This is a genomic window from Pseudomonas sp. Z4-7 (assembly GCF_051131965.1).
In the GTDB taxonomy this organism is placed as follows: Bacteria; Pseudomonadota; Gammaproteobacteria; order Pseudomonadales; family Pseudomonadaceae; genus Aquipseudomonas.
The window spans coordinates 5,091,923-5,115,920 of record NZ_CP071642.1 but is presented as its reverse complement, the minus strand read 5'-3'; the positions used below and the strand labels follow the sequence as shown (position 1 = coordinate 5,115,920).

The 23,998-nt window shown below is 60.7% G+C and carries 21 protein-coding genes and 2 tRNA genes; 10 read left to right on the top strand and 13 right to left on the bottom strand.

Features of this window, described 5'->3' with window-relative positions; translation table 11 throughout:
• The first annotated feature begins 47 nt into the window (after positions 1 to 47).
• Complete coding sequence (locus J3P91_RS22950; protein WP_434601837.1) at positions 48 to 869, top strand: carbon-nitrogen hydrolase family protein; 822 nt, start codon at positions 48 to 50, stop codon at positions 867 to 869.
• Positions 870 to 1,091: 222 nt separating this feature from the next.
• Entirely contained in the window at positions 1,092 to 2,417 is a 1,326-nt protein-coding gene (locus J3P91_RS22945; protein WP_434571831.1) for an APC family permease, read from the top strand.
• A gap of 125 nt (positions 2,418 to 2,542) precedes the next feature.
• Here J3P91_RS22945 and J3P91_RS22940 read toward each other — a convergent pair.
• Positions 2,543 to 2,619, bottom strand: a tRNA-Met gene (locus J3P91_RS22940).
• 103 nt (positions 2,620 to 2,722) lie between these two features.
• Positions 2,723 to 4,780, bottom strand: a complete 2,058-nt coding sequence (locus tag J3P91_RS22935) for a methyl-accepting chemotaxis protein (protein WP_434571833.1) — start codon at positions 4,778 to 4,780, stop codon at positions 2,723 to 2,725.
• A gap of 334 nt (positions 4,781 to 5,114) precedes the next feature.
• On the opposite strand from J3P91_RS22935, the gene J3P91_RS22930 reads away from it, so the two are divergent.
• Positions 5,115 to 6,332: an MFS transporter gene (locus J3P91_RS22930; RefSeq protein ID WP_434601836.1), complete on the top strand. Its 1,218-nt coding sequence runs from the start codon at positions 5,115 to 5,117 to the stop codon at positions 6,330 to 6,332.
• A gap of 301 nt (positions 6,333 to 6,633) precedes the next feature.
• On the top strand, positions 6,634 to 8,709 hold the full coding sequence (locus tag J3P91_RS22925; RefSeq protein WP_434601835.1) for a calcium-binding protein: 2,076 nt from the start codon (positions 6,634 to 6,636) through the stop codon (positions 8,707 to 8,709).
• Positions 8,710 to 8,762: 53 nt separating this feature from the next.
• Here the strand turns inward: J3P91_RS22925 and ychF are convergent, their stop codons facing one another.
• The 8 genes from ychF to J3P91_RS22885 all read right to left on the bottom strand — a co-directional run bounded on the left by ychF (position 8,763) and on the right by J3P91_RS22885 (position 15,679).
• Complete coding sequence (gene ychF, locus J3P91_RS22920; RefSeq protein WP_060740647.1) at positions 8,763 to 9,863, bottom strand: redox-regulated ATPase YchF; 1,101 nt, start codon at positions 9,861 to 9,863, stop codon at positions 8,763 to 8,765.
• A 22-nt stretch (positions 9,864 to 9,885) separates the two neighbouring features.
• The gene (pth, locus tag J3P91_RS22915; protein ID WP_047735973.1) at positions 9,886 to 10,470 is read right to left on the bottom strand and encodes an aminoacyl-tRNA hydrolase; all 585 of its coding nucleotides are present in this window, start codon (positions 10,468 to 10,470) and stop codon (positions 9,886 to 9,888) included.
• A gap of 164 nt (positions 10,471 to 10,634) precedes the next feature.
• Positions 10,635 to 11,237: a 50S ribosomal protein L25/general stress protein Ctc gene (locus J3P91_RS22910; RefSeq protein ID WP_186612429.1), complete on the bottom strand. Its 603-nt coding sequence runs from the start codon at positions 11,235 to 11,237 to the stop codon at positions 10,635 to 10,637.
• Between the two features lie 142 nt (positions 11,238 to 11,379).
• Positions 11,380 to 12,321: a ribose-phosphate pyrophosphokinase gene (locus J3P91_RS22905; RefSeq protein WP_003171603.1), complete on the bottom strand. Its 942-nt coding sequence runs from the start codon at positions 12,319 to 12,321 to the stop codon at positions 11,380 to 11,382.
• Positions 12,322 to 12,368: 47 nt separating this feature from the next.
• Positions 12,369 to 12,443: transfer RNA gene (locus J3P91_RS22900), tRNA-Gln, on the bottom strand.
• 37 nt (positions 12,444 to 12,480) lie between these two features.
• Positions 12,481 to 13,332, bottom strand: coding sequence for a 4-(cytidine 5'-diphospho)-2-C-methyl-D-erythritol kinase (ispE, locus tag J3P91_RS22895; RefSeq protein WP_434601834.1), 852 nt, complete (start codon positions 13,330 to 13,332; stop codon positions 12,481 to 12,483).
• A gap of 1 nt (position 13,333) precedes the next feature.
• Positions 13,334 to 13,951 carry a lipoprotein insertase outer membrane protein LolB gene (lolB, locus tag J3P91_RS22890; protein WP_434601833.1) on the bottom strand — a complete coding sequence of 206 codons (618 nt, stop codon included), beginning with the start codon at positions 13,949 to 13,951 and terminating at the stop codon, positions 13,334 to 13,336.
• A 3-nt stretch (positions 13,952 to 13,954) separates the two neighbouring features.
• Positions 13,955 to 15,679: a tetratricopeptide repeat protein gene (locus tag J3P91_RS22885; RefSeq protein WP_434601832.1), complete on the bottom strand. Its 1,725-nt coding sequence runs from the start codon at positions 15,677 to 15,679 to the stop codon at positions 13,955 to 13,957.
• Positions 15,680 to 15,860: 181 nt separating this feature from the next.
• On the opposite strand from J3P91_RS22885, the gene hemA reads away from it, so the two are divergent.
• The 6 genes from hemA to J3P91_RS22855 all read left to right on the top strand — a co-directional run bounded on the left by hemA (position 15,861) and on the right by J3P91_RS22855 (position 21,238).
• Positions 15,861 to 17,150, top strand: a complete 1,290-nt coding sequence (hemA, locus tag J3P91_RS22880) for a glutamyl-tRNA reductase (protein ID WP_305498845.1) — start codon at positions 15,861 to 15,863, stop codon at positions 17,148 to 17,150.
• Complete coding sequence (prfA, locus tag J3P91_RS22875; protein ID WP_305498846.1) at positions 17,147 to 18,229, top strand: peptide chain release factor 1; 1,083 nt, start codon at positions 17,147 to 17,149, stop codon at positions 18,227 to 18,229. Before hemA ends, prfA begins: the two co-directional genes overlap by 4 nt.
• A 14-nt stretch (positions 18,230 to 18,243) precedes the next feature.
• Entirely contained in the window at positions 18,244 to 19,074 is an 831-nt protein-coding gene (gene prmC / locus J3P91_RS22870; RefSeq protein WP_434601831.1) for a peptide chain release factor N(5)-glutamine methyltransferase, read from the top strand.
• On the top strand, positions 19,068 to 19,823 hold the full coding sequence (locus J3P91_RS22865) for a molybdopterin-synthase adenylyltransferase MoeB (RefSeq protein WP_434601830.1): 756 nt from the start codon (positions 19,068 to 19,070) through the stop codon (positions 19,821 to 19,823). The genes prmC and J3P91_RS22865 overlap by 7 nt, the downstream gene beginning before the upstream one ends.
• Positions 19,816 to 20,607 (top strand): glutamate racemase, encoded by a 792-nt coding sequence (murI, locus tag J3P91_RS22860; RefSeq protein ID WP_434601829.1) that lies wholly within the window; start codon positions 19,816 to 19,818, stop codon positions 20,605 to 20,607. The genes J3P91_RS22865 and murI overlap by 8 nt, the downstream gene beginning before the upstream one ends.
• Positions 20,608 to 20,719: 112 nt before the next feature.
• Complete coding sequence (locus J3P91_RS22855) at positions 20,720 to 21,238, top strand: acyloxyacyl hydrolase (protein ID WP_434571851.1); 519 nt, start codon at positions 20,720 to 20,722, stop codon at positions 21,236 to 21,238.
• Between the two features lie 116 nt (positions 21,239 to 21,354).
• Here J3P91_RS22855 and J3P91_RS22850 read toward each other — a convergent pair whose 3' ends face one another.
• From J3P91_RS22850 to phrB, 3 genes are all read right to left on the bottom strand, one after another.
• Positions 21,355 to 21,660, bottom strand: a complete 306-nt coding sequence (locus J3P91_RS22850) for a YkgJ family cysteine cluster protein (protein WP_434601828.1) — start codon at positions 21,658 to 21,660, stop codon at positions 21,355 to 21,357.
• 28 nt (positions 21,661 to 21,688) lie between these two features.
• Positions 21,689 to 22,453 carry an SDR family NAD(P)-dependent oxidoreductase gene (locus J3P91_RS22845; protein WP_434571854.1) on the bottom strand — a complete coding sequence of 255 codons (765 nt, stop codon included), beginning with the start codon at positions 22,451 to 22,453 and terminating at the stop codon, positions 21,689 to 21,691.
• Positions 22,454 to 22,564: 111 nt separating this feature from the next.
• A complete protein-coding gene (gene phrB, locus J3P91_RS22840; protein WP_434601827.1) occupies positions 22,565 to 23,998 on the bottom strand; it encodes a deoxyribodipyrimidine photo-lyase in 1,434 nt (477 codons plus the stop codon).

Sequence of the window (23,998 nt, the reverse complement as noted above, 5' to 3'; positions counted from 1 at the left end):
CCGAGCGGGCAATCTTTCTACCCGCCGATCAAGAACAAGGGATACCCATGAAAGTCGAACTCGCCCAGTTGGCGGGCCGTGATAACGCCACGGCTTACAACCTCGAACGCGCGCTCAAGGCGATTGCCGCGTGTGCCGCCGATACGCAGATGATCGTGTTCCCCGAAACCCACCTGATGGGTTTTCCATCGCTTGAGACGGTGGCAGAAACCGCCGAACCGCTGGACGGACCGACCGTCAGCGCGGTGCTCGCTGCGGCTCGGGAACATGACGTTGCCGTGGTGATCGGCGTGGCCGAGAACGACCGCGGCCGCTTTTACAACACCACGCTGCTGATCACGCCACAAGGCATTGCGCTGAAATATCGCAAGACACACCTGTGGGCGTCGGATCGCGGGGTGTTCGAGGCCGGCGACCGTTACGCCACGTGTGAATGGAAAGGTGTGCGGGTCGGCCTGCTGATCTGCTACGACATCGAATTCCCGGAAACCGCCCGAGCCCTGGCGCAATTGGGGGCCGAACTGCTGATCGTCACCAACGGCAACATGGATCCCTACGGCCCGACCCACCGCACCGCAATCATGGCCCGCGCCCAGGAAAACCAGGCGTTTGCGCTGATGGTCAACCGGGTGGAGGAGGGCGACGGCGGGTTGGTGTTTGCAGGCGGCAGTGCGTTGGTGGACCCGCTGGGCAAATTGTTGTTCGAGGCCGGGCGGGAGGAAGGGCAGTTTGCGGTGGAGCTGGACCTGAACCAGCTGACGGCGGCGCGGCATGATTATCGGTATCTGGATGACCAACGCCTGAAGTTGCCGGGGGAAATTGTCGAGCATGCCTGTGGATTGCGCGAGCTGCTGATTCCTGCGCGTTGATCCTGATCCTGTGTGGGTAGGGCTGACGCATTCGCGGGCAGGCCCGCTCCCACACTGGATGGGTGAACGCCAGAGATCAACTGTGGGAGCGGGCCCGCCCGCGAAGGGGCCCTGAGCAGCAACATCTCTTTGCTGAAGAAAAACCAGAACAACAACGTAACACCCGAAAACTTGCGCCGAACTCGGCTCTGCCATAAATCCAATAATTCGGAGTAGTCGCTCATGGCTCGTTTACAACGCACCCTGTCATTGGGGTCGGTGGTGCTGTTCGGCATCGCTTATATGACGCCGATCATTGTCCTCGGCACCTTCGGCATCCTCGCTCAATCCACCGCCGGCATGGTCCCCGCCGCTTATCTCGCGGCATTGGTGGCGATGTTTTTCACCGCGATGAGCTACGGCCGCATGGCCGCGGCGTTTCCCGTCGCCGGTTCGGCCTATAGCTACGTGCGCAAGGCGATCAGCCCGAAACTCGGGTTCATCGCCGGTTGGGCGGTGCTGCTCGATTATCTGTTCCTGCCCATGGCGATCTGGCTGATCGGCGCGGCCTACCTCCATTCCGCATTTCCGGCGGTGCCGCAGTGGATCTGGGTGCTGCTGTTCATCGGCATAACCAGTGCGATCAATATCGTCGGTCTGAAACTGGCCAACGGTATCAACGCGTTATTGATGCTGGTGCAGTTCCTGGTACTGATCGCCTTCGTTGCGCTGTGCGTTCATTACATCGGCGGTGATGCGAGCACACCGTTGTGGTCGGTCAAGCCGTTCTTCAACGGTGACATGCAGATGCCGCTGATCATGAGCGGTGCAGCCATCGCCTGTTATTCCTTCCTCGGGTTCGACGCGGTCAGCACCTTGACCGAAGAAACCCGCGACCCGCGCCGGACCATTCCGCGCGCGATCATGCTGATCACCCTGATCGGGGGATTGATCTTCGTCAGCGTGTCGTATTTCGTGCAGGTCGCGCATCCGTCGTTCCAGTTCGACAGCGTCGATGCGGCGGCCTATGAAATTGCCCGCAATATCGGTGGCGACCTGTTCGTGTCGATCTTCCTGATCGGCCTGATCGTTGGTCAGTTCGCGTCGGGGCTGTCGGCTCAGGCCAGCGGTTCGCGCCTGCTGTTCGCTATGGGCCGTGACGGTGTGCTGCCAAAATCCTTCTTCGGTACCTTGCATGAGCGCTTCGGGACGCCGATCAACAGCATCCTGTTGTGCGCAGTGGTCGCGTTGCTGGCGCTGAAACTGGACGTCACCACCTCCACCTCGTTCATCAACTTCGGCGCGTTCCTGGCGTTCAGCCTGGTGAACCTGTCGGTGATCTTTCACTACTGGATCGGCGCAGAAAAGAAGGGCCCGCGTGAATTCGTATTGTTCCTGCTGTTCCCGTTCATAGGGCTGGCAGCGGATGTGTGGCTGATGGTCAGCCTCGATCACCTGGCGATCTATCTGGGCCTGAGTTGGCTGGCGATCGGCGTGGTGTACCTGGCGGTGCTGACGGGCGGCTTCCAGCGCCAGCCACCGGAGATGGATTTCCAGGAGACTGCATAACCGCACTGCAACTTGGAGGGATACACGAAGGAGGGGAGAAGGAGATACAGCCAGAAACAAGAAAGCCCGCACTAGGCGGGCTTCTTGTTGTTCAAAGACATTCGAGAACATCGTTGAACAGGACTTGGTGGCTACACAGGGACTTGAACCCCGGACCCCAGCATTATGAATGCTATGCTCTAACCAACTGAGCTATGTAGCCAAGTGGCGCGCATTATTCGCTGGTAACGAAGATGTGTCAAGCGTGAATCAAAAATATTTCTCTGCGCTTTCAACCGCTTATCCATCCTCGCCGCCAGCGCTTGTCAGCCGAGTTGAAATCTCCCCGTGTTCGCGCTCAAGGCCTGGCTGCCTTGGCTCAATGTGTCCGCCGCCAGGTTCACGGCGCGGGCACCTTCCAGCAAGCGCATGGCGGCCTGATCCACCTGTTGGATATTGCCGCTGACTTCGTCGGCGGTGCTGGCCTGTTCGTCAACCGCGGTGGCGATTTGCGCCAGGGTATCGGTGACGCTTTGCACGGCGCTGGCGATTTCGCCCAGTCGTTCGCCAAGCCCGGTGACGGCTTGGGCGTCGGTCTGAGCCTGGCCGCAGGCGGCTTCCATCAGGCTGACGGCCTCGTTGACCGTGGCGCGCAGGCTGTCGACGGTGCCAGCAATCTGCTGCGTCGAGGACTGGGTGCGCTGCGACAGGCTGCGCACTTCATCGGCAACCACGGCAAACCCGCGGCCTTGTTCGCCGGCGCGGGCGGCCTCGATGGCGGCGTTGAGCGCCAGCAGGTTGGTTTGCTCGGCCACGCCACGAATGGTGTCGACCACCAACTGGATCTGCTGACCCTGCTCGCTGACCCGGCCCAGCGCCGCGGCGGTTTCGTTGAGACGCTGGTTGAGTTGCTGGATGCTCGCCGTGGTGCGCTGGCTGTCGCGACTGCTGTCGGCGGCGATCTGGCGGGTCTGTTGGGCGCTGTCGGATGCCTGTTCACAACTTCTCGCGACGCCTTGGGACGTTGCCGCCAGTTGCGTCGCGGCAGCGGCGATCTGGCTGATCTGTATCTGTTGTGCCTCGACCTCGCCCAAGGCTCCGCTGGAATGGGTGTTGAGGGTGCGCACGGCATCGCTCAGTTGCAGGGTCTCGTGGTCGACGCCCAGCAGGCTGTTGCGCAATTGCACCACGGCGACGTTGAGAGCGGTGCTGATCGCCGCCAGTTCGTCGCGGCCCTGCACTGGCACTTGCACGCTCAGGTTCCCGTCACGCAGGGCTTCGGCCAGCACGGTGATGCCGCTGGCGCTGCGCCGGATCGAGGTCTGCAGACAGATGAACAGATACAGCGCGGCCAGCAGCAGGCAGCCCAGCACGGTGGCCACCAAGGTGAATTGGCGGATCGCCGAGCTGTGATAATGCTCCAGCCGGGTATCCAGCGCGATCAACGATTGTTGGCGCAGGGTCGCCAGATCGAGGAGGAGGGCATCCATCTGTTTTTCAAAGCCTTCCGGCTTGAGATTGATGGCGCCGCCGAACACGCCGTCATCGAGGATTTTCAAACCGCCGTCGAGGTTTTTCAGGCTGCCCTGGAACTGGCCGGCCCAGGTTTGCAGCTCGCTGGGCAGGCGCGTTTCCAGCAGCGCACCGGTCTTGACCAACTGGTCCCGGGCATCGCCGATGCGGCTGCGCAAGTCGCGCAGTTGCAGGCGGCTCTGCAAAGTGAACTGGCCTGACACCACCGAGGCCTGGCCAACGCTGGCCAGGCGGCCGACGCGTTCGATCAGGTCGGGTGTCTGCTGGGTCGATATCTGGGTCAGCAGATAGGTTTCCAGCCAGGAGGCAAGCGTCAGGCGATTGTCCATGACGATCTGTTCGCGCAACGCTTGCAGCGCGCCGAGGGCCGCGGTGAAACGATCATAGCCGTCCGGCCACCAACCGACGGTGCCGAGGCTTTTGGAGTCCAGGCCGTTGAGGCTGGTTTGCAATGTCTGATAGCGGGCGAGGGTGTCGGCCTCCGCGCCTTCGGCTTGCAGGGTCGCGCCGAGGTCACTGGCGGCCTGGTTGAGCGCCGGTTGCACGGCCTCGAACGCGGCCATGGCGGCCAGTGTCGCCGGGGTCGGTTGGCGGTTGGTTTCCGTTGCTCTCCAGCGCGCCGCGCGATTGCGCTGGGCGGCGAGCAGGTTGTCCAGGTTGTCCAGCGCCAGCAACTGACGCACCCCGGCACGTTCCCCGGAAATCAGGTTGAGCTTGTCCCGGTAATCCTGGCCGATCAGCCACAGGCTGCCCATGAGCGGCAGGATGAACAACAGGAACAACAACTGGAATTTACGGGCGAAACCAAAATGCCCCAGCAACCGGATGCCCGGTGATAGAAAAGCCTGCATGCCCATACTCCCCTGGACACCCTGCGCACTCTTTTTGTGCGTTTCGACACAAGTGTCGAAACAGGTGCCCTTTTAAAAGGCCTCGAAAGTTTGCCCAGGCTGGCTCTATGGGCCTGCTCTGTAGCGAAACTTCCCATTCTCGGTCCCCTTTGTAAGGAGCCGCGTCGTAGAGCATAAACAAGGCAAGATTCAGACCATGGCGTTGCGCTATCACCTTGTTCGGCGACTATTTTTTATAGGTAGATAGCAAGCTAAGGGGATAGCCTTGCCGCACCGAAAAATGGCACATTGACGCACCTGCCCGTGTGCACCCATCCGCCGTATGGAAACTCCCATGGCTATCAGCAATACCCAGGCCGACACGACGTCGCCAGCCTCCACGCCTCAAAGCAGCCCGTTAGTCATGCGCATCATTGGTGCGGTGGCGCTGGCCCATCTGATCAATGACCTGATCCAGGCCGTGCTGCCGTCAATCTATCCGATGCTCAAGGAAAGCTACGGCCTGACGTTTACCCAGGTCGGCCTGATCACGCTGACCTTCCAGCTGACGGCCTCGCTGCTGCAGCCCTGGGTGGGTTATCACACTGATCGGCACCCCAAGCCCTGGCTTTTGCCGGCAGGAACAATCTGCACCTTGGTCGGTATCGTGATGATGTCGATGGTCGGCAGTTTTGCCTTGATCCTGCTGGCGGCCGGGTTGATCGGGATCGGCTCCTCGACCTTCCACCCCGAGGCGTCGCGCGTGGCACGCCTGGCCTCCGGCGGCCGCTACGGCCTGGCACAATCGACGTTCCAGGTGGGCGGCAACGCCGGCTCCGCCTTCGGGCCGTTGCTGGCGGCGGCGATCATCATTCCCTACGGGCAGGGCAACGTGGCCTGGTTTGGCTTATTCGCGCTGTTCGCCTTGTTCGTGCTGTACCGCATCAGCCGCTGGTACGCCAATCACCTGAACCTGTTCAAGCTCAAGCAAGGCCAGGCGGCGACCCACGGCTTATCCAGGGGCCGGGTCTTGAGCGCCTTGGTGGTGCTGGGGTTGCTGGTGTTTTCCAAGTATTTCTACATGGCCAGTTTCACCAGCTACTTCACCTTCTACCTGATCGAGAAATTCGACCTGTCGGTGGCGTCATCCCAGTTGCACCTGTTCCTGTTTCTTGGCGCGGTAGCGGCCGGAACGTTTTTTGGCGGACCGATCGGTGACCGGATCGGACGCAAGGCGGTGATCTGGTTCTCGATCCTCGGCGTGGCGCCATTCACGCTGATCCTGCCTCACGTCGATCTGCTGTGGACCAGTATCCTCAGCGTAGTGATCGGCTTCATCCTGGCCTCGGCATTCTCCGCCATCGTGGTGTATGCCCAGGAACTGGTGCCGGGCAACGTCGGGATGATTGCCGGCGTGTTCTTCGGCCTGATGTTCGGTTTCGGCGGGATCGGCGCCGCGCTGCTGGGGCATCTGGCAGACATCCGTGGCATCGAATATGTGTACTGGTTGTGTTCGTTCCTGCCGTTGCTTGGGGTGCTGGCGATTTTCCTGCCGAGGACCAAAAAGGCCTGAGGCGGGCGCAATGCTCCTTCCATGGGAGGGGGGAGCCGCCACATAATCCGCACAGGCGAATCACCCTTCACACGGTCACCAACACGCCCCGACGCCAGATCAGCCTCCTTTGGTCGTCTTCCTCCAGCCGCAAGTGAACTTGCCGCTCGTTTGATATCTCCGAAAAAAGCGATCATCTCGATCAGCTCCGACGAGGCCAGTGGCCACCAAAACCACTGGTCTTGCTCATGCTCGGGCGGCGTGCAAACCCTGATCGCTTTACTAGAGTGACGAATCCAGCACCCATTTAAAGGATTAAACCATGGCAACTACCGATAGCACCGGAACCAGTTCCCATATCGTGAGAACGGGCCCGGGCACTGTCCAGGTCGACCTCACCGGCCATTCCGATGACAACCAGAGCATCATTATCCAGCCGGACGGCAAGATACTGATTGGCGGTTATACCGAATACCTGGCATGGGGTTATCCCGGCGCGCCAGGCGAGGAAAGCTACGGCTACGAGCAGAACCATTCGGTTGTCCGCCTGAACGCCGATGGCAGCCTGGACACCGGCTTCCACGACGGCGGCGTCGACATTGTTCCTGCCACAATAGCCCCGTCGTCCCGCTACGAGCTGACGGCGGTGCAGGCCGATGGCAAGGTGCTTGTCGCTGTCGCGCTGAACACCGGCATACAGGTGGAGCGCTTCAACAGCGACGGGACGCGCGATGCAGCCTTTGGTCAGAACGGCGCCGTGACGGTCGCCATCAGCCATGACTTCAAGGACATCGACCTGACGGCCAACACGGACGGCACCTTCCAGGTCAGCGCGCGCGGGTTCGACCAGGCCACTATCACCAAGGTCGGCGATGACGGCACCCTTGTCGACGGCTTTGGCAACGAGGGCGTGCTGAGCGTCAACATTGCCGAAGATCCGTATTTCAACGGAGCAATCTCTGCTGCGGTGCAGGCCGATGGAGGTGTCGTGGTCGGGGCTGCCTACAATGCCGCCGGGGCGGGTGATCCGACGTTCGCATTACAGCGCTACAACCCCGACGGACAATTGGACGCCCGTTTTGGTGACAACGGTGTCCTGCACTTGAGCGCTGCGATGGGTTTTGGCGAAGACTCGACGGTCACCGTTCAGGCTGACGGCAAGATCGTTGTCATGGGCCATGCTCAGGGCGGTACCTTGGCCACCATCGCGCGGCTTAACGCTGACGGGTCCTTCGACAGCCACTTTGGCGATAACGGCAGGGTGACCTTCGAGGCCGACACGCCAGTGGCATTGACGGTACAGGCAGATGGCAGGATCCTGGCAGCCGGCACGAGCAACGGCGATTTCAGTGTCATCCGCTTGAACGCCGATGGCAGTCTGGACAGCAGTTTCGGCAGCCAGGATGGCAAGCTCCATGTGGATGGGTACGCCGGTGAGGAAATCCTCCGGGGGACCGCTGCCGCCGAAATCATCCACGGCCTGGCCGGCGACGATGTGCTCCAGGGCAATGGCGGGCGTGACGTTCTGCAAGGTGGCGCTGGCGCGGACATCTTCCGCTTTACCGAACTGGGCGACAGTTTCCGCACGGCTGCGCTGAACAACAGCGACCGGGTCCGGGACTTCGATGTCTCACAGGACCGCATCGACCTGATTGGCCTGGGCTTCACCGGGATTGGCGACGGCCATGACGGCACCTTGGCCATCCAGGCCAGCGCGGACGGCACCCGCACCTACCTCAAGAGCTACGACGCCGATGCCGCCGGGCAACGCTTTGAACTGTCCCTGGACGGCAATTTGGTAGGGCAACTGAACAGCACCAATCTGGTGTTTACCGCGCCCACCGTCGAAGGTACGTCTGCCAACGATACGATCACCGGTTCGGCCTTGTCAGAGATCATCCGTGGCCTGGACGGCAATGACCGTATCAACGGCGGCGCCGGAGCAGACGTCATCATCGGTGGCGCGGGCGCCGACCGTCTCAACGGCGGAGACAGGGCCGACATTTCGTTGTGGACGGACAATCGGGAAAACGCCGACGTATTCCGCTATCTCTCCACCGAAGACAGCTACCGTACCGACAGCCAGAGCTTTGCCGACCTTATCGAAGGCTTTACGGTTGACGACAAGATCGATGTATCGGCACTGGGCTATACCGGCTTCGGAGAGGGGACGGACACGACGCTGAAGTTGGTTTACAACGAGGCATTGGACCGCACTTACCTGAAGGATGCGGAAGCGGACGCGCAAGGCCATGCGTTCCAGATTGCGCTGGCTGGGGACTGGCGGGAAAGCCTTGGCGAAGACAACATGGTCTTTGCTCCCGCTGCGGCTCCCGACGCCGAATTAGGCCTGATCGGGGTGGTGCCAGACGTCGATCAATGGCATTTGTTGAGTTGACGCCCATAAAAAACACCGCGTGACAGTTGCTGCCACGCGGTGTTTTTTTTATTTCAAACGTTGAAGCGGAAGTGCATCACGTCGCCATCCTTGACGATGTATTCCTTGCCTTCCAAGCGCCATTTACCGGCTTCCTTGGCACCGGCTTCGCCCTTGTACTGGATGAAATCCGAGTAGGCGATGACTTCAGCGCGGATGAAGCCTTTTTCGAAGTCGGTGTGGATCACGCCGGCGGCTTGCGGGGCGGTCGCGCCAACACGAACGGTCCAGGCGCGGACTTCTTCGACACCGGCGGTGAAGTAGGTCTGCAGGTGAAGCATTTCGTAGCCGGCGCGGATCACGCGGTTCAGGCCAGGCTCTTCCAGGCCCAGGGCCTCGAGGAACATATCCTTCTCTTCACCGTCGTCCAGCTCGGCGATTTCCGCTTCGATCTTGTTGCAGACCGGAACGACCATGGCACCTTCTTCTTCGGCGATGGCCTTGACCACGTCCAGATGCGGGTTGTTCTCGAAACCGTCTTCAGCGACGTTGGCGATGTACATGACCGGCTTGGTGGTCAGCAGGTGGAAGCCCTTGATCACCAGTTTTTCATCGGTGCTCATGTTCTTCATCAGGCTGCGGGCAGGTTTGCCTTCAGTGAAGTGGGCGATCAACTGCTCAAGCAGGCCCTTCTGGACTACTGCGTCCTTGTCGCCACCCTTGGCGTTGCGAGCGACTTTCTGCAGTTGTTTTTCGCAACTGTCGAGGTCGGCAAAAATCAGTTCCAGGTCGATGATTTCGATGTCGCGTTTCGGGTCGACGCTGTTGGAAACGTGAATCACGTTTTCGTCTTCAAAGCAGCGCACCACGTGGGCGATTGCATCAGTTTCACGGATGTTCGCCAGGAACTTGTTGCCCAGGCCTTCACCTTTCGAGGCGCCCGCCACCAGGCCGGCGATATCGACGAATTCCATGGTGGTCGGCAGGATGCGCTTGGGGTTGACGATGGCTGCCAGGGCCTCCAGGCGCGGGTCGGGCATCGGCACGATGCCGCTGTTCGGCTCGATGGTGCAGAAGGGGAAGTTCTCGGCCGCGATCCCGGATTTGGTCAGGGCGTTGAACAGGGTGGACTTGCCGACGTTAGGCAGGCCGACGATGCCGCAATTGAATCCCATGGTGTTTCCCCTCGGATAAGTGTCAAGCCTTCTGGCTGTGCAGGTTTTTCATCGCACGGTTCCATTCACCGGCGAGGATATCCGGCAGCACGCCGAGGGCAAAATCGATGCTGGCATCGAGTTTTTCCTGTTCGGCGCGAGGCGCGCGACCCAGGACAAAGTTTGAAACCATACTGGCAACGCCCGGGTGGCCAATGCCGAGCCGCAGGCGGTAGAACGTATTCTGATTGCCCAGTTGCGCGATGATGTCGCGCAACCCGTTGTGACCGCCATGGCCGCCGCCCTGCTTGAGCTTGGCAACGCCCGGAGGCAGATCGAGTTCGTCGTGGGCCACCAGGATTTCTTCAGGCTTGATGCGAAAGAAACCGGCCAATGCCGCCACGGCCTGGCCGCTGCGGTTCATGTAGGTGGTGGGAATCAACAGGCGAACATCCTGACCTTGATGCGAGAAGCGCCCGGTCAGGCCGAAATATTTGCGATCGGCAGCCAGGCTGACGCCTTGGGCGTGCGCGATGCGCTCAACAAAAAGGGCCCCTGCGTTATGCCGGGTCTGTTCGTATTCAGCGCCTGGATTTCCCAGGCCAACGATCAGTTTGATGGCAGTCACGATAGGGGCCCTTCCTGGAGTGTGGATAACATGTCGCGGTCAGGTGTATGGCGACAACGAACGAAAATTGCGGATCTACCGTTAAGTAAACTTCGCGTTCTTGCCCGTTGTCTCGCTACGTTCCAGTCCGCGATGTTTCCGGTCACCCCGGCGACAGAGTGAAATTACTCTGCAGCGCCTTCTTCAGTAGCTTCTGGAGCAACACGTGGAGCGTGGACGTTGGCAACAGCCTTGTCATCACCGTGAGCCAGGGCAACAAACTCAACGCCTTTAGGGGCCTTGAGGTCGGACAGGTGAATGATCGTGCCGATTTCGGCGTCAGCCAGGTCGACTTCGATGAATTCAGGCAGGTCTTTCGGCAGGCAGGAAACTTCCAGTTCGGAAGTCACGTGCGAGATCTCGCCGCCTTTCTTGACCGGAGCAGCTTCGTTGATGAAGTGCACTGGAACAACAGCAGTCAGCTTCTGACCGGCAACAACGCGGACGAAGTCAGCGTGCATCACGTGGCCTTTGGCCGGGTGACGCTGCAGGGCTTTGATCACGACGTTTTGCTTGGTGCCACCAACGTTCAGCTCGATGATGTGGCTGTAGGCCGCTTCGTTTTCGAGCAGTTTGGCAACTTCTTTGGCCAGCATGCTGATGGACTCAGGGGCTTTGTCGCCACCGTAGACTACAGCTGGAACCAGGCTTGCGAGACGACGCAGGCGGCGGCTCGCACCTTTCCCCAGGTCGGAACGCACTTCAGCATTCAGAGTAAAATCGTTCATGTTGTATCTCCAAAATAGCCATGACCGAGTGGCGTTTGCGACCAGCGCCAGGCACGGTATGGGCAAAAAAGCCCCGCCCCGACAGGTGATGCCGGGGCGGGGCGCTTTTCGTCAACGAGACATCCTGGAAAGGGCAGGGCCCTTAACGGAACATCGCACTGATCGATTCTTCATTGCTGATGCGGCGAACCGCCTCGGCAACTACCGGCGCGATATCCAGTTGACGGATACGCGCACAGGCTTGTGCTGCAGCGGACAGCGGGATGGTATTGGTTACCACCAGCTCGTCCAGCACGGAATTTTCAATGTTTTCGATCGCTCGACCCGACAGCACAGGGTGTGTGCAGTAGGCAAAGACCTTGGCAGCGCCATGCTCTTTCAGGGCCTTGGCCGCGTGGCACAGGGTGCCGGCGGTATCGACCATGTCATCGACCAGAATACAGGTGCGCCCTTCGACGTCGCCGATGATGTGCATCACTTCGGAGTGATTGGCCTTCTCACGGCGTTTGTCGATGATACCCAGATCCACGCCCAGGGATTTGGCAACAGCCCGTGCACGCACGACGCCGCCGATATCCGGGGACACGATCATCAGGTTTTCGAAGCGCTGATCTTCAATGTCATCCACCAGGACCGGGGAGCCGTAGATGTTGTCCACGGGAATATCGAAGAAGCCCTGGATCTGGTCAGCATGCAGATCGACCGTGAGTACACGATCGATGCCGACCACGGTGAGCATATCGGCGACGACTTTCGCGCTGATAGCCACACGTGCGGACCGCGGACGGCGATCCTGACGGGCATAACCAAAGTAAGGAATAACAGCAGTAATACGAGTAGCCGAGGAGCGGCGGAAGGCATCAGCCATCACGACGAGTTCCATCAGGTTATCGTTGGTCGGAGCGCAAGTCGGCTGAATAATGAAGACGTCTTTACCGCGAACGTTTTCATTGATCTCGGCAGTGATTTCGCCGTCGGAGAACTTACCGACAGAAATGTCACCGAGAGGGATATGCAGCTGACGTACTACACGCCGAGCCAGATCGGGGTTAGCGTTCCCCGTAAAGACCATCATCTTGGACACGCGCAGTACCTGAAGGCTGAGGGTATACCTGGATGAGTATAGGAAAATGGCAGGGGCGGCTGGATTCGAACCAACGCATGGCAGGATCAAAACCTGCTGCCTTACCGCTTGGCGACGCCCCTGTATCTGTTGCTGCGAGTGCCCAGCACTCGATTCCTTTTAGAGCAGACTTTGCAGCTTGCGATGCAACATCGAAACGTTGCTTCCCTTTGCTACAAACCCTGTAAGGGTCTCTGTCAGAAGGGCCGAGACTTTATCAGCTTCAGCTTTGCTTGGGAAGCCCCCAAACACACAACTTCCAGTTCCGGTGAGTTTTGCTTCGGTAAATTTACTTAGCAAATTCAAAGCATTACGAACATCTGGATAACGCCTTGCTACCACCGGTAAGCAGTCATTTCGACTGTTTCCCTTGGGAACGGGGCGCACTTTAATGGGCTCCGAGTTACGTGTCAACAGCGGATCTGAAAAAATTTCTGCTGTACTTACAGATACTTGCGGCACCAGTACCAGATACCAGGGTTCTTCGGGTTCCACCGGGGTGAGTTTTTCCCCGACGCCCTCGGCAAAAGCCGCGTGGCCACGCACGAAAACCGGTACGTCGGCGCCCAGTGTCAGGCCCAGCGCTGCCAGGCGATCCAGGTCCCAGCCAAGCTGCCACAAATGGTTTAGGCCCAGCAGAGTCGTCGCCGCATTCGAACTGCCGCCACCGATACCGCCGCCCATGGGCAGGATTTTTTCGATCCAGATGTCGATGCCCAGCGAACAACCGGATTGCTCCTGGAGTTTTTTCGCGGCCTTGACGATCAGGTTGCTGTCATGGGGTACGCCGTCGAACTCGGTGTGAAGATGGATCACGCCGTCATCGCGTACGGCAAAGGTGATCTCGTCGCCGTAGTCGAGGAACTGAAAAATCGTCTGCAATTCGTGGTAACCGTCCGGACGCCGGCCGAGGATATGCAGCATCAGGTTGAGCTTGGCCGGGGAGGGCAGCGTCAGGCGTGTTGCGCTCATGTCATTGCCCCAGCTTGCGCGGCTGCCATTGCTTGATGACCAGCGTGACGTCGAGGTTGCTGCCGTGCAGCTTGATGCGCTCGGGCAACCAGTAACCGTTCTGCCGGGCATAGCTGAGGTATTCGATCTGCCAGTCATCCTGTTCCAGATTGGACAGGCGACTGTCGGCATCCAGGGTCAGGCGGCTTTTGCTGTCCGGCGCCGGAAGGCCGCGAACCCACCAAGTGAGGTGCGATACCGGCAGTTTCCAGCCCAGCTGTTCTTCCAGCAACGCCTCGGGGCTGGGCGCCTCGTAGCGTCCCTGGTTGGCGACTTCCAGCGAAACCTGGCCTGGCCTGCCGGTCAGCCGTGCCGCGCCACGACCCAGCGGGCCGGAAAGGCGAATGTCGTAGTAATCCTGGCGCTGCAACCAGAACAAGGTGCCGCTGCCCGAGTCTTTAGGCGCACGAATGCCGATCTTGCCGTCGATCTGCCAGCCGTCGAGGCCGCTCAGTTGTTCCTTGTGCACGCGCCACTGGGCCTGGTTGCCTTGGCCCTGGACGGACTCGCGGGCGCCGAAGCCCGCGCAACCGGCGAGCAGGGCGATGAAGCTGAAGACGATGAAGTGGCGCAAAAACATGGCTTAAAGAGTCTCTGATCCGGTCAGGCGTTTGATGGTGCTGCGCAGAATCGGGCTGTCGGGCTGTTCCTTGAGGAATTTGCTCCAGATCTGCCGGGCTTCGCGCTGTTTGCCGTTGGCCCACAGGACTTCACCCAGGTGAGCGGCGACTTCCTGGTCGGGGAAGCGCTCCAGGGCCTGGCGCAACAGGCGTTCGGCTTCGTCGAGATTGCCCAGACGGAAATTCACCCAGCCAAGGCTGTCGAGCACAGCAGGGTCTTCCGGATTGATCTGATGGGCTTTCTCGATCAGCACCTTGGCTTCATCGTAGCGGGTGGTGCGATCCGACAAGGTGTAGCCGAGGGCGTTGAGCGCCATGGCGTTGTCGGGATCACGCTGGATGATCAGACGCAGGTCCTTTTCCATCTGGGCCAGGTCATTGCGTTTTTCCGCCAGCATGGATCGGGTATACAACAGGTTCAGGTCGTCCGGGTATTGCTTCAAGGCTTGTTGCAGCACGGCCCAGGCTTTGTCGCTCTGGTTGTTCGCCGCCAGGGTCTCGGCCTCGATCAGGTAGAGCTGGATGCCGTAGTCCGGCTGGGTGTCGCGCTGGATGGCCAGGCGACTCTGGGCCTCGGCCGCCCGACCATTGCCGATCAGGATGTCGGCCTGGCGCAGTTGCGCGGGCAGGTAGTCGTTACCCGGGCCGACCTGGGCGTACTCGATCAGCGCGCTTTCGGGGTCGTTGCGTTCTTCGGCGATGCGCCCCAGGTTCAGGTGGGCCGAATCGACGTGGCTTTCGCGGGCGATCAGGTCCTCCAGATAGCCCTTGGCTTCTTCCCAGGCCTTGGCTTCCAGGCAGACCAACGCCAGGGAATAGCGCAGGTCGTCGTCGTCAGGGTACTGCTGAACCAGACTGGAGAATTCGACCTTGGCGTCGTCCATGCGGTTGTTTTCCACCAGCATGCGTGCGTAGGTGAGGCGCAGGCGTTTGTCGTCCGGGTATTTCTTGATGCTTTTTTCCATCAGCGGCAGGGCTTCATCGCCGCGATTCATGCTTTGCAAAAGGCGGGCGCGCAACAGGATAGGCGCCACTTCGCCGGGTTCCGGCGGGTTGTCCTCCAGCAGCGTGAGGGCACCCTGGGAGTCGCCGTTCTGTTGCAAGAGCAAGGCCTTGCCGAAAATCAGCTGCCCGTTGTTCGGGTGACGCTGCAGCAGGCGGTCGAAACTCTTCATCAGGCCGTCGCGGGTTTCCTGGTCGGTATCGGCCGCAGACAGCGCGAGGAAATCGAAATGGGTATCGCCCTTGCCCAGCAGGACTTTCTCCATATACATCATGGAATCGTCGTAACGGCCCGCGCGCGCCAGTTGCACGGCGGCGGCGCGTTGCGCTTCGAGATCGTCGGGTGCGTTCCTGGCCCAGATCAGCGCCGTATCCAGCGCGGGCTGGTCGGCCCCCAGGTATTCGGCGATGCGAAAGGCCCGCTCGGAGATGCCCGGGTCCTGGGTGTTGACGGCCTGGGTCACATAGTTGTCCAAGGCAATATCGAAGCGATTGCGCTGGCCGGCCAGTTCGGCGCTCAACAGGCTGAAGATGGTTTCTTCGCTGAACGATCCGTAGACCTTGGGCTTTTCGGGGGCCGGGGTGCTGTCTTCGACCGGTGGCGTACCGTCCGTCGAGACGGGGGCCATGGACTGGCAGCCGCCGAGGAAGGCAAAAGCGAGGAGCAACGCGAAAGATCTATTCATATAGGAAGAGGGCGACTAACCTGCGGTCGGATCATCATGACACAAGCCATCGGCCAAACATAACCGAGTCTCGGTGGATGCCTCATAGGCACAGGTAATTGTGACAATAGTCGGTGGTGGTTGTTCTGAATCTGACGAAGTAGGACAATTGCCGGCTTCACGTCACCACCAGCGACCTTGAATGGCCTTCCTTGCACTTGGTATCAACCACAAGACTGCTTCAGTAGACGTCCGCGAGCGCGTGGCCTTTACGCCTGAGCAGCTGGTGGAGGCCCTGCAGCAGCTCTGCCGACTCACCGACAGCCGAGAAGCTGCGATTCTCTCCACCTGCAATCGCAGTGAGCTTTATATAGAGCAGGATCACGTTTCGGCCGATTCGGTGCTGCGCTGGCTGGCCCAATACCATGATCTGAGCCTTGAAGAACTGCGCGCCAGTGCCTATGTGCATGAGGACGATGCGGCAGTTCGTCACATGATGCGCGTCGCCTCCGGGCTCGATTCGCTGGTGCTGGGCGAACCGCAGATTCTCGGCCAGATGAAATCGGCCTACGCCGTGGCCCGCGAGGCCGGAACGGTTGGCCCGCTGCTGGGACGTCTGTTCCAGGCCACCTTCAATGCCGCCAAGCAAGTACGCACCGACACTGCCATTGGCGAAAACCCGGTGTCCGTGGCGTTCGCCGCCGTCAGCCTGGCGAAACAGATTTTCAGTGATTTGCAACGCAGCCAGGCGCTGCTGATCGGCGCGGGCGAGACCATTACCCTGGTCGCCCGGCACCTGCACGACCTCGGCGTGAAGCGCATCGTGGTCGCCAACCGCACCCTGGAGCGCGCCAGCACCCTGGCCGAGCAGTTCGGCGCTCATGCAGTGCTGCTCTCGGACATTCCCGCCGAGCTGGTGCACAGCGACATCGTCATCAGCTCCACCGCCAGCCAACTGCCGATCCTCGGCAAGGGCGCGGTGGAAAGTGCCCTGAAGCTGCGCAAGCACAAGCCGATCTTCATGGTCGACATCGCCGTTCCCCGCGATATCGAGCCGGAAGTGGGCGAACTCGACGACGTTTACCTCTACAGTGTCGATGACCTGCACGAAGTCGTCGCCGAGAACCTCAAGAGCCGTCAGGGCGCGGCCCAGGCGGCGGAGGAAATGATCACCGTTGGCGCCGAGGACTTCATGGTGCGCCTGCGCGAGCTGGCGGCGGTGGATGTGCTCAAAGCGTATCGTCAGCAAAGCGAGCGGCTGCGCGACGAAGAATTGCAAAAGGCCCAGCGCCTGCTGGCCAACGGCGGCAGCGCCGAAGAGGTGTTGGTGCAACTGGCGCGTGGCCTGACCAACAAATTGCTTCACGCGCCCAGTGTCCAGCTCAAGAAGCTGACCGCCGAAGGCCGCCTCGATGCGCTGGCCATGGCCCAGGAACTTTTCGCCCTCGGTGAAGCTTCACCGGATGGCTTATCGGATAAAAAACCGCAATGAAAGCGTCACTGCTCAATAAGCTGGATATTCTCCAGGACCGTTTCGAGGAACTGACCGCCTTGCTGGGCGATGGCGAAGTCATTTCCGACCAGAATAAATTTCGCACCTACTCCAAGGAGTACGCGGAAGTCGAGCCGATCGTTGCGACCTACAAGCAGTTGCTCAAGGTGCAGAGCGACCTTGAGGGCGCCCAGGCGCTGCTCAAGGACAGCGATCCGGACCTGCGCGAGATGGCCGTGGAAGAAGTTCGCGAAGCCAAGGAGCAACTGGTCGAGCTGGAAAGCAACCTGCAACGCATGCTGTTGCCCAAGGACCCGAACGACGGGCGCAACGTGTTCCTCGAAATCCGCGCCGGCACTGGCGGCGACGAGGCGGCGATCTTTTCCGGCGACCTGTTCCGCATGTATTCGCGCTACGCCGAGCGTCGCGGCTGGCGGGTCGAGATCCTCTCGGAAAACGAAGGCGAACACGGTGGCTATAAAGAAGTTATCGCCCGGGTCGAGGGCGATAACGTCTATGGCAAGTTGAAGTTCGAGTCCGGCGCCCACCGCGTACAACGCGTGCCGGCCACCGAATCCCAGGGGCGCATCCATACGTCCGCCTGCACCGTGGCGGTCTTGCCCGAGCCGGACGAACAGGAAGCCATCGAGATCAACCCGGCGGACCTGCGCGTCGACACCTACCGGTCTTCCGGCGCGGGCGGCCAGCACGTGAATAAGACCGACTCGGCGATTCGCATCACGCACTTGCCTTCGGGCATCGTGGTGGAGTGCCAGGAAGAGCGCTCCCAGCACAAGAACCGGGCGCGGGCGATGGCCTGGTTGTCGGCCAAGCTCAACGACCAGCAGACCAGCGCCGCCGCCAATGCCATCGCCAGCGAACGCAAGTTGCTGGTGGGCTCGGGCGACCGTTCCGAGCGGATCCGTACCTACAACTTTGCCCAGGGCCGGGTCACCGACCACCGTGTCAACCTGACCCTGTATTCCCTCGACGAAATTCTTGCAGGTGGTGTCGACGCCGTCATCGAGCCCTTGCTCGCTGAATACCAGGCCGACCAGCTGGCCGCGATTGGCGAGTAAGCAGAGGTAAACCCATGACCATCATCGCCAGCTTGCTTCGCGCCGCGCAATTGCCGGATTCGCCCAGTCCACGACTGGACGCCGAGCTGTTGCTGGCCGCCGCCCTGGGCAAATCCCGCAGTTTCCTGCACACCTGGCCCGAGCGAATCGTGCCGAGCGAGGCGGCGCTGTTGTTTTCCGAATACTTGCGTCGCCGTCGCTCCGGCGAGCCGGTGGCTTATATTCTCGGGCAGCAGGGTTTCTGGAAGCTCGACCTGGAAGTCGCGCCCCATACGCTGATCCCCCGACCCGACACTGAACTGCTGGTCGAGACCGCACTGGCATTGTTGCCAGCCACGCCCGCCCGGGTCCTCGACCTTGGCACCGGCAGCGGCGCGATTGCCCTGGCGCTGGCCAGCGAGCGTCCGGCCTGGAACATCACGGCGGTCGACCGGGTGCTGGAAGCCGTGGCCCTGGCCGAGCGCAATCGCCAGCGCCTGGGCCTGCGCAATGTCACGGTGCTCAGCAGTCACTGGTTCAGCGCCCTGGAAGGCGAGCGTTTCGACCTGATCATCAGCAACCCGCCTTATATAGCCGCCAGCGATCCGCACCTGGCCGAGGGCGATGTGCGCTTCGAGCCGGCCAGTGCGCTGGTGGCGGGGGCGGACGGTCTCGACGACTTGCGTGCAATCATCGCCCAGGCCCCCGATCATCTCGGGGCAGGCGGCTGGCTGATGCTGGAGCACGGTTATGACCAGGCCGAGGCGGTGCGTGGTCTGTTGCAAAAGCAAGGGTTTGCCGAAGTCCACAGTCGCAAGGATCTGGGTAATCACGAACGCATCAGCCTGGGACGCCTGCCGTGCTGAATGATCAAGAACTGCTGCGCTACAGTCGCCAGATTCTGTTGCAGCACATCGACATCGATGGGCAGCTGCGCCTCAAGCAGGGCCGCGTATTGATCATCGGCCTCGGTGGCCTGGGCGCCCCGGTGGCGTTGTACCTGGTCGCCGCTGGCGTCGGCGAGTTGCACCTGGCGGATTTCGACACGGTCGACCTGACCAACCTTCAGCGACAGATCATTCACGACACCGATAGCGTCGGCCTCACCAAGGTCGATTCGGCGGTGCGTCGCCTGACCGCCATCAATCCCGAGGTTCGCCTGGTTTCCCATTCGACCGCCATGGATGAAGACTCCCTGGCCGGCGCGGTGGCGGCGGTGGATGTGGTTCTCGACTGTTCCGACAACTTTGCTACCCGCGAAGCGGTGAATGCGGCGTGTGTCACCGCCGCCAAGCCCCTGGTCAGCGGCGCAGCGATTCGCCTGGAAGGGCAACTGTCGGTATTCGACCCACGTCGCCCTGAAAGTCCTTGTTACCACTGCCTTTACGGTCACGGCAGCGAAGCCGAACTGACCTGCAGCGAAGCCGGTGTGCTCGGGCCGCTGGTGGGTTTGGTAGGCAGTCTCCAGGCGCTGGAAGCCTTGAAGTTGCTGGCGGGTTTCGGTGAGCCCCTGGTGGGGCGCCTGCTGCTGATCGATGCCCTGGGCACGCGTTTTCGCGAACTACGCGTCAAGCGCGATCCGTGCTGCGGTGTCTGCGGTAACCGGCATGCGTGAGGCGCCGGTCGGTGTGTTCGACTCGGGTGTCGGCGGGCTGTCGGTGCTGGGGGAAATCCGTCGGCTGTTGCCCAATGAGTCGCTGCTGTACGTTGGCGACTGCGGGCATATCCCCTATGGCGAAAAAAGCCCGGAATTCATCCGGCAGCGCTGCGCGGTCATTGCCGATTTTTTCCAGCGCGAGGGCGCCAAGGCGCTGGTGGTGGCCTGCAACACCGCGACAGTTGCCGGGGTGGCTGACCTGCGTCGCGACTACCCCGATTGGCCCATCGTTGGTATGGAGCCGGCGGTCAAGCCGGCTGCCGCCGCGACGCGAAGCGGCATCGTTGGCGTGCTGGCAACGACTGGCACCTTGCAGAGCGCCAAATTTGCCGCGTTGCTCGACCGCTTCGCCACGGATGTCCGCGTGATCACGCAGCCCTGTCCAGGACTGGTGGAATTGATCGAGGCGGGCGACCTGCACAGTTCGGCCTTGCACCAACTGCTACAAGGCTACGTCAACCCGTTGCTGGCGGCTGGCTGCGACACACTGATCCTTGGCTGTACGCACTATCCATTCCTCAAGCCGTTGCTCAAACAGATGATTCCCGCCCATATCAGTCTGATCGATACGGGCGCCGCCGTGGCCCGGCAACTCCAGCGCTTGTTGGCGGAGCGGGCGCTACTGGCTGACGGGCCTGCCAGCGAAACTCAATTCTGGAGTAGCGCTGATCCGATACATTTAAGAAAAATCCTACCGATGCTATGGAATTCGTCTGGCATTGTGCGAAGCTTCGTTCTGTAAAAAAACGTGAAAATTATGTGAATCGTGCTGAACTTCTGATTTGGCGTGGATTTCTATAGCTGTGTCTTCTGTAAGAAAAACTAACTAAGGCTGTCGGAAAAGGATGTTTCTAATGAAGCGTTTATTCTGCTTTGCCGCATTTGCGGCTGCGTTGCTGGGGCACACTTACACCGCACAGGCGGCGGGCGTGGAATTCGGGGTTGGCCAGACCGGCGACTCGACTATGACCTATCGCCTGGGCATGCAGTTCGATTGGGACAAGAGCTGGCTGCAGAGCGACGTGGGTCGCCTGACCGGTTACTGGAGCGGTGCCTATACGTACTGGGAGGGGGACGAAACTTCGAGCAACCACAGCCTGTCGTTCTCGCCAGTCCTGGTGTATGAGTTTGCCGGTCAGAACGTGAAGCCTTACATCGAGGCAGGCGTCGGTGTTGCGCTGTTTGAAAACACTGAAATCGAAAGCAACAAGCTCGGCACAGCGTTCCAGTTCGAAGACCGCATCGGCTTTGGCCTGCGCTTCAATGGCGGGCATGAAGTCGGCATCCGTGCCACTCACTATTCCAACGCCGGCATCAAGTCGACCAACGACGGTGTGGAAAGCTACGCATTGCATTACACAATGCCGCTGTAACAAAACGCTTGGGCACAGTGGGAGCGAGCCTGCTCGCGAAGCGTTGGGTCAGTCGGGTTGATATTGGCTGGCCCAGCGCATTCGCGAGCAGGCTCGCTCCCACATAAAAGCTTCTTTTATCTGTACGCCGTTGCAATGCCCTGTCGCTCTTCCAGGCACTCCGGCGCACCCATCTCGAACTCCCGGCAGATCAGCGGGCGCTTTTCGTAGATTGTGCATCTCATGCTGTCGCGATCCAGCGCCGCGCACCAGCCGTCGTCAAGACGCAGCATCACTTCTCCACCCCAGTCATCCGTGTCGATGAAGCGCTCGGGCACGCCGGTGTCGGTGATCAACATGACTTCCAGTTGGCAGCAGCACGCCGCACACGTTGAACACGTGACGGCCGGGGCGGGGATTTCGTGCAGCGGGATGGTCTTCATGGCGCGCAGTGTAAGGCAAGCGCGCTATTCAGGGGCGTCCCTTGATCGGGCACTGGTAACTGTCCGAACGTGAATGCGCGCCCGCCAGCACCGTGTCGTTCGATGGCAATGGCCAAAGCAGGTCCATGGTCATGGCGGGCAGGATCACTTCAAGGGGACGTTCGGTCAGTTGGGTCAGGATGTGATGGGCCGCCGTTTCAGCAGACCAGCGAATCGACGGCGGCAAGCCATCGTCGATGGCCGGCGATGAGTTGTCGAACCCTGGGTGCACGATGGTCACGTCGATGCCATCGCGGGCCAGTTTGCCGCGAGCCGATTCGAATAAAAAGCGCATCCCCTGGTCCCCGGCCTCGAATTGCGAGGGCGGCAGATAGGTCAGCGGGCTGGCGATGCCCACCAGATGGGTCCCGTTGCCGGCGCGCAGCAATGGTGCGGCCGCCTCGATACACAGGCTGGCGGCCAGCAGGTTGCTGCGCACGATGTGTTCGATGATCGATGGGTCGACGGGTTGTCCGCTGATGTATTCGGCGGTTCCGGCGTTGATGATCACGGTATCCAGGGAGCCCCATTCCTGGGCGATTCGCTCGCCCGCCTCGCGTACGGCCTGACTGTCGGTTAAATTGCCGGCCACGATCAGGACCTGTCCTGGATATCTTGCCGAAAGCGCATCGCACGGCAAGCGTGAGCTGACAGCCAGATGGGCGCCGGTACGCAGTATCGATTCGGCCAAAGAGGCGCCAATTCCGTTACCGGCGCCGGTCAGCCAGTATCGCCGTGGCGGTGTCGAACCCATTACTCACTCCTTGTTTACCGGACGATGCGCATTTTTTAACGACTATATCGTCATACTATTGAGAATGGCAGCCCGCGTCGGCCGCCCCCTATTCGTTCACCGCACAAATCCTCAACCGGCGTCCTGCCGTGACGGCAGGTTTCTGAACGCTGCCAGGGCGCGGGCCCTGGACTGGCTGAGGTCGACGATCGGAGCGGGGTAGTCCACCGCGCCAAACAAATCGCCACGGGTATTCGGGCTATGGACATCTGGCTTATCGAGATCGTTCAGTTCGGGTAACCAGCGTTTGATGAACAACCCCTCGCGGTCGAATTTTTCCGATTGGCTCAACGGATTGAAAATCCGGAACCAGGGCGCCGAGTCGGTGCCGGTCGAGGCGCTCCACTGCCAGCCGCCATTGTTTGCCGCCAGGTCACCATCGATCAGGTGCTGCATGAAAAAGCGTTCGCCCTCTCGCCAATCGATCAACAGGTTCTTGGTCAGGAACATCGCCACCACCATCCGTAGGCGGTTATGCATCCAGCCGGTCTCCAGCAATTGGCGCATGGCAGCGTCAATGATCGGCAAGCCTGTACGGGCTTCTTTCCACGCCGCCAGTGCCTGGGGGTCGTTGCGCCAGGCCAGGGCCTCGGTTTCCGGGCGGAACGCGCAGTGGCGCGATACGCGGGGGAATCCCACCAGAACGTGTTTATAAAACTCGCGCCAGAGCAGTTCATTGATCCAGGTCACGGCTCCGACGTTTCCGCTTTCGAACTCGCCCTGATTGGCCTGCAGCGCGGCGTGCAGGCACTGGCGCGGTGAAACCACGCCGGCCACCAGATAGGCTGACAGCTGGCTGGTCCCGGGTCTGGCCGGAAAATCCCGTTCGCTCTGGTAGTAATCGATGTGTTGCTCGACGAACGACTCGAGCCGGCGCCGGGCTTCGCTTTCGCCGGCGGGCCAGAGATCGCGCAGGTCCGCATTCGGCGGGTTGAATCCTTCAACCTGCGTCGGCAGCGGATCGCTGGCGATGGCCGTAGGTGCCTGCCGAACAGGCGCGGGCACCAGGCTCGGTAACGAAAAATGCAGACGGCTATAGCAGACCTTGCGAAATTGGCTGAACACCTTGAAATAACTGCCGGTCTTGGTCAGGACGCTGCCGGGCTTGAACAGGAGCTGGTCGAGATGGCTGCGAAATTCCACGCCCTCATCCTTTAGCGCCCGGGCGACGTCGGCGTCGCGCCGGGTTTCATTCAGGCCGTATTCCTCGTTGACGTGTACGGCACCGATGCCCAGCTCGCGACATAAAGTGACCAGCACTTGCGGGGCCTGATTCCAATACTCCGTGTTGCGGATCAGCAATGGGATGTTCAGTTCCGCCAGGGCCGTGCTCAATGTCGCGAGGTTGCGCAACCAGAAATCGATCTTGCAGGGTGCATCGTCATGGGCCGCCCATTGCTTCGGGCTCGGCAGGTAGACCGCTACGCAGGGCCCCCGGGCAGCGGCGGCCGCCAGGGCGGTGTTGTCGTGCAGGCGCAAGTCGCTGCGCAGCCAGATCAATTGCAT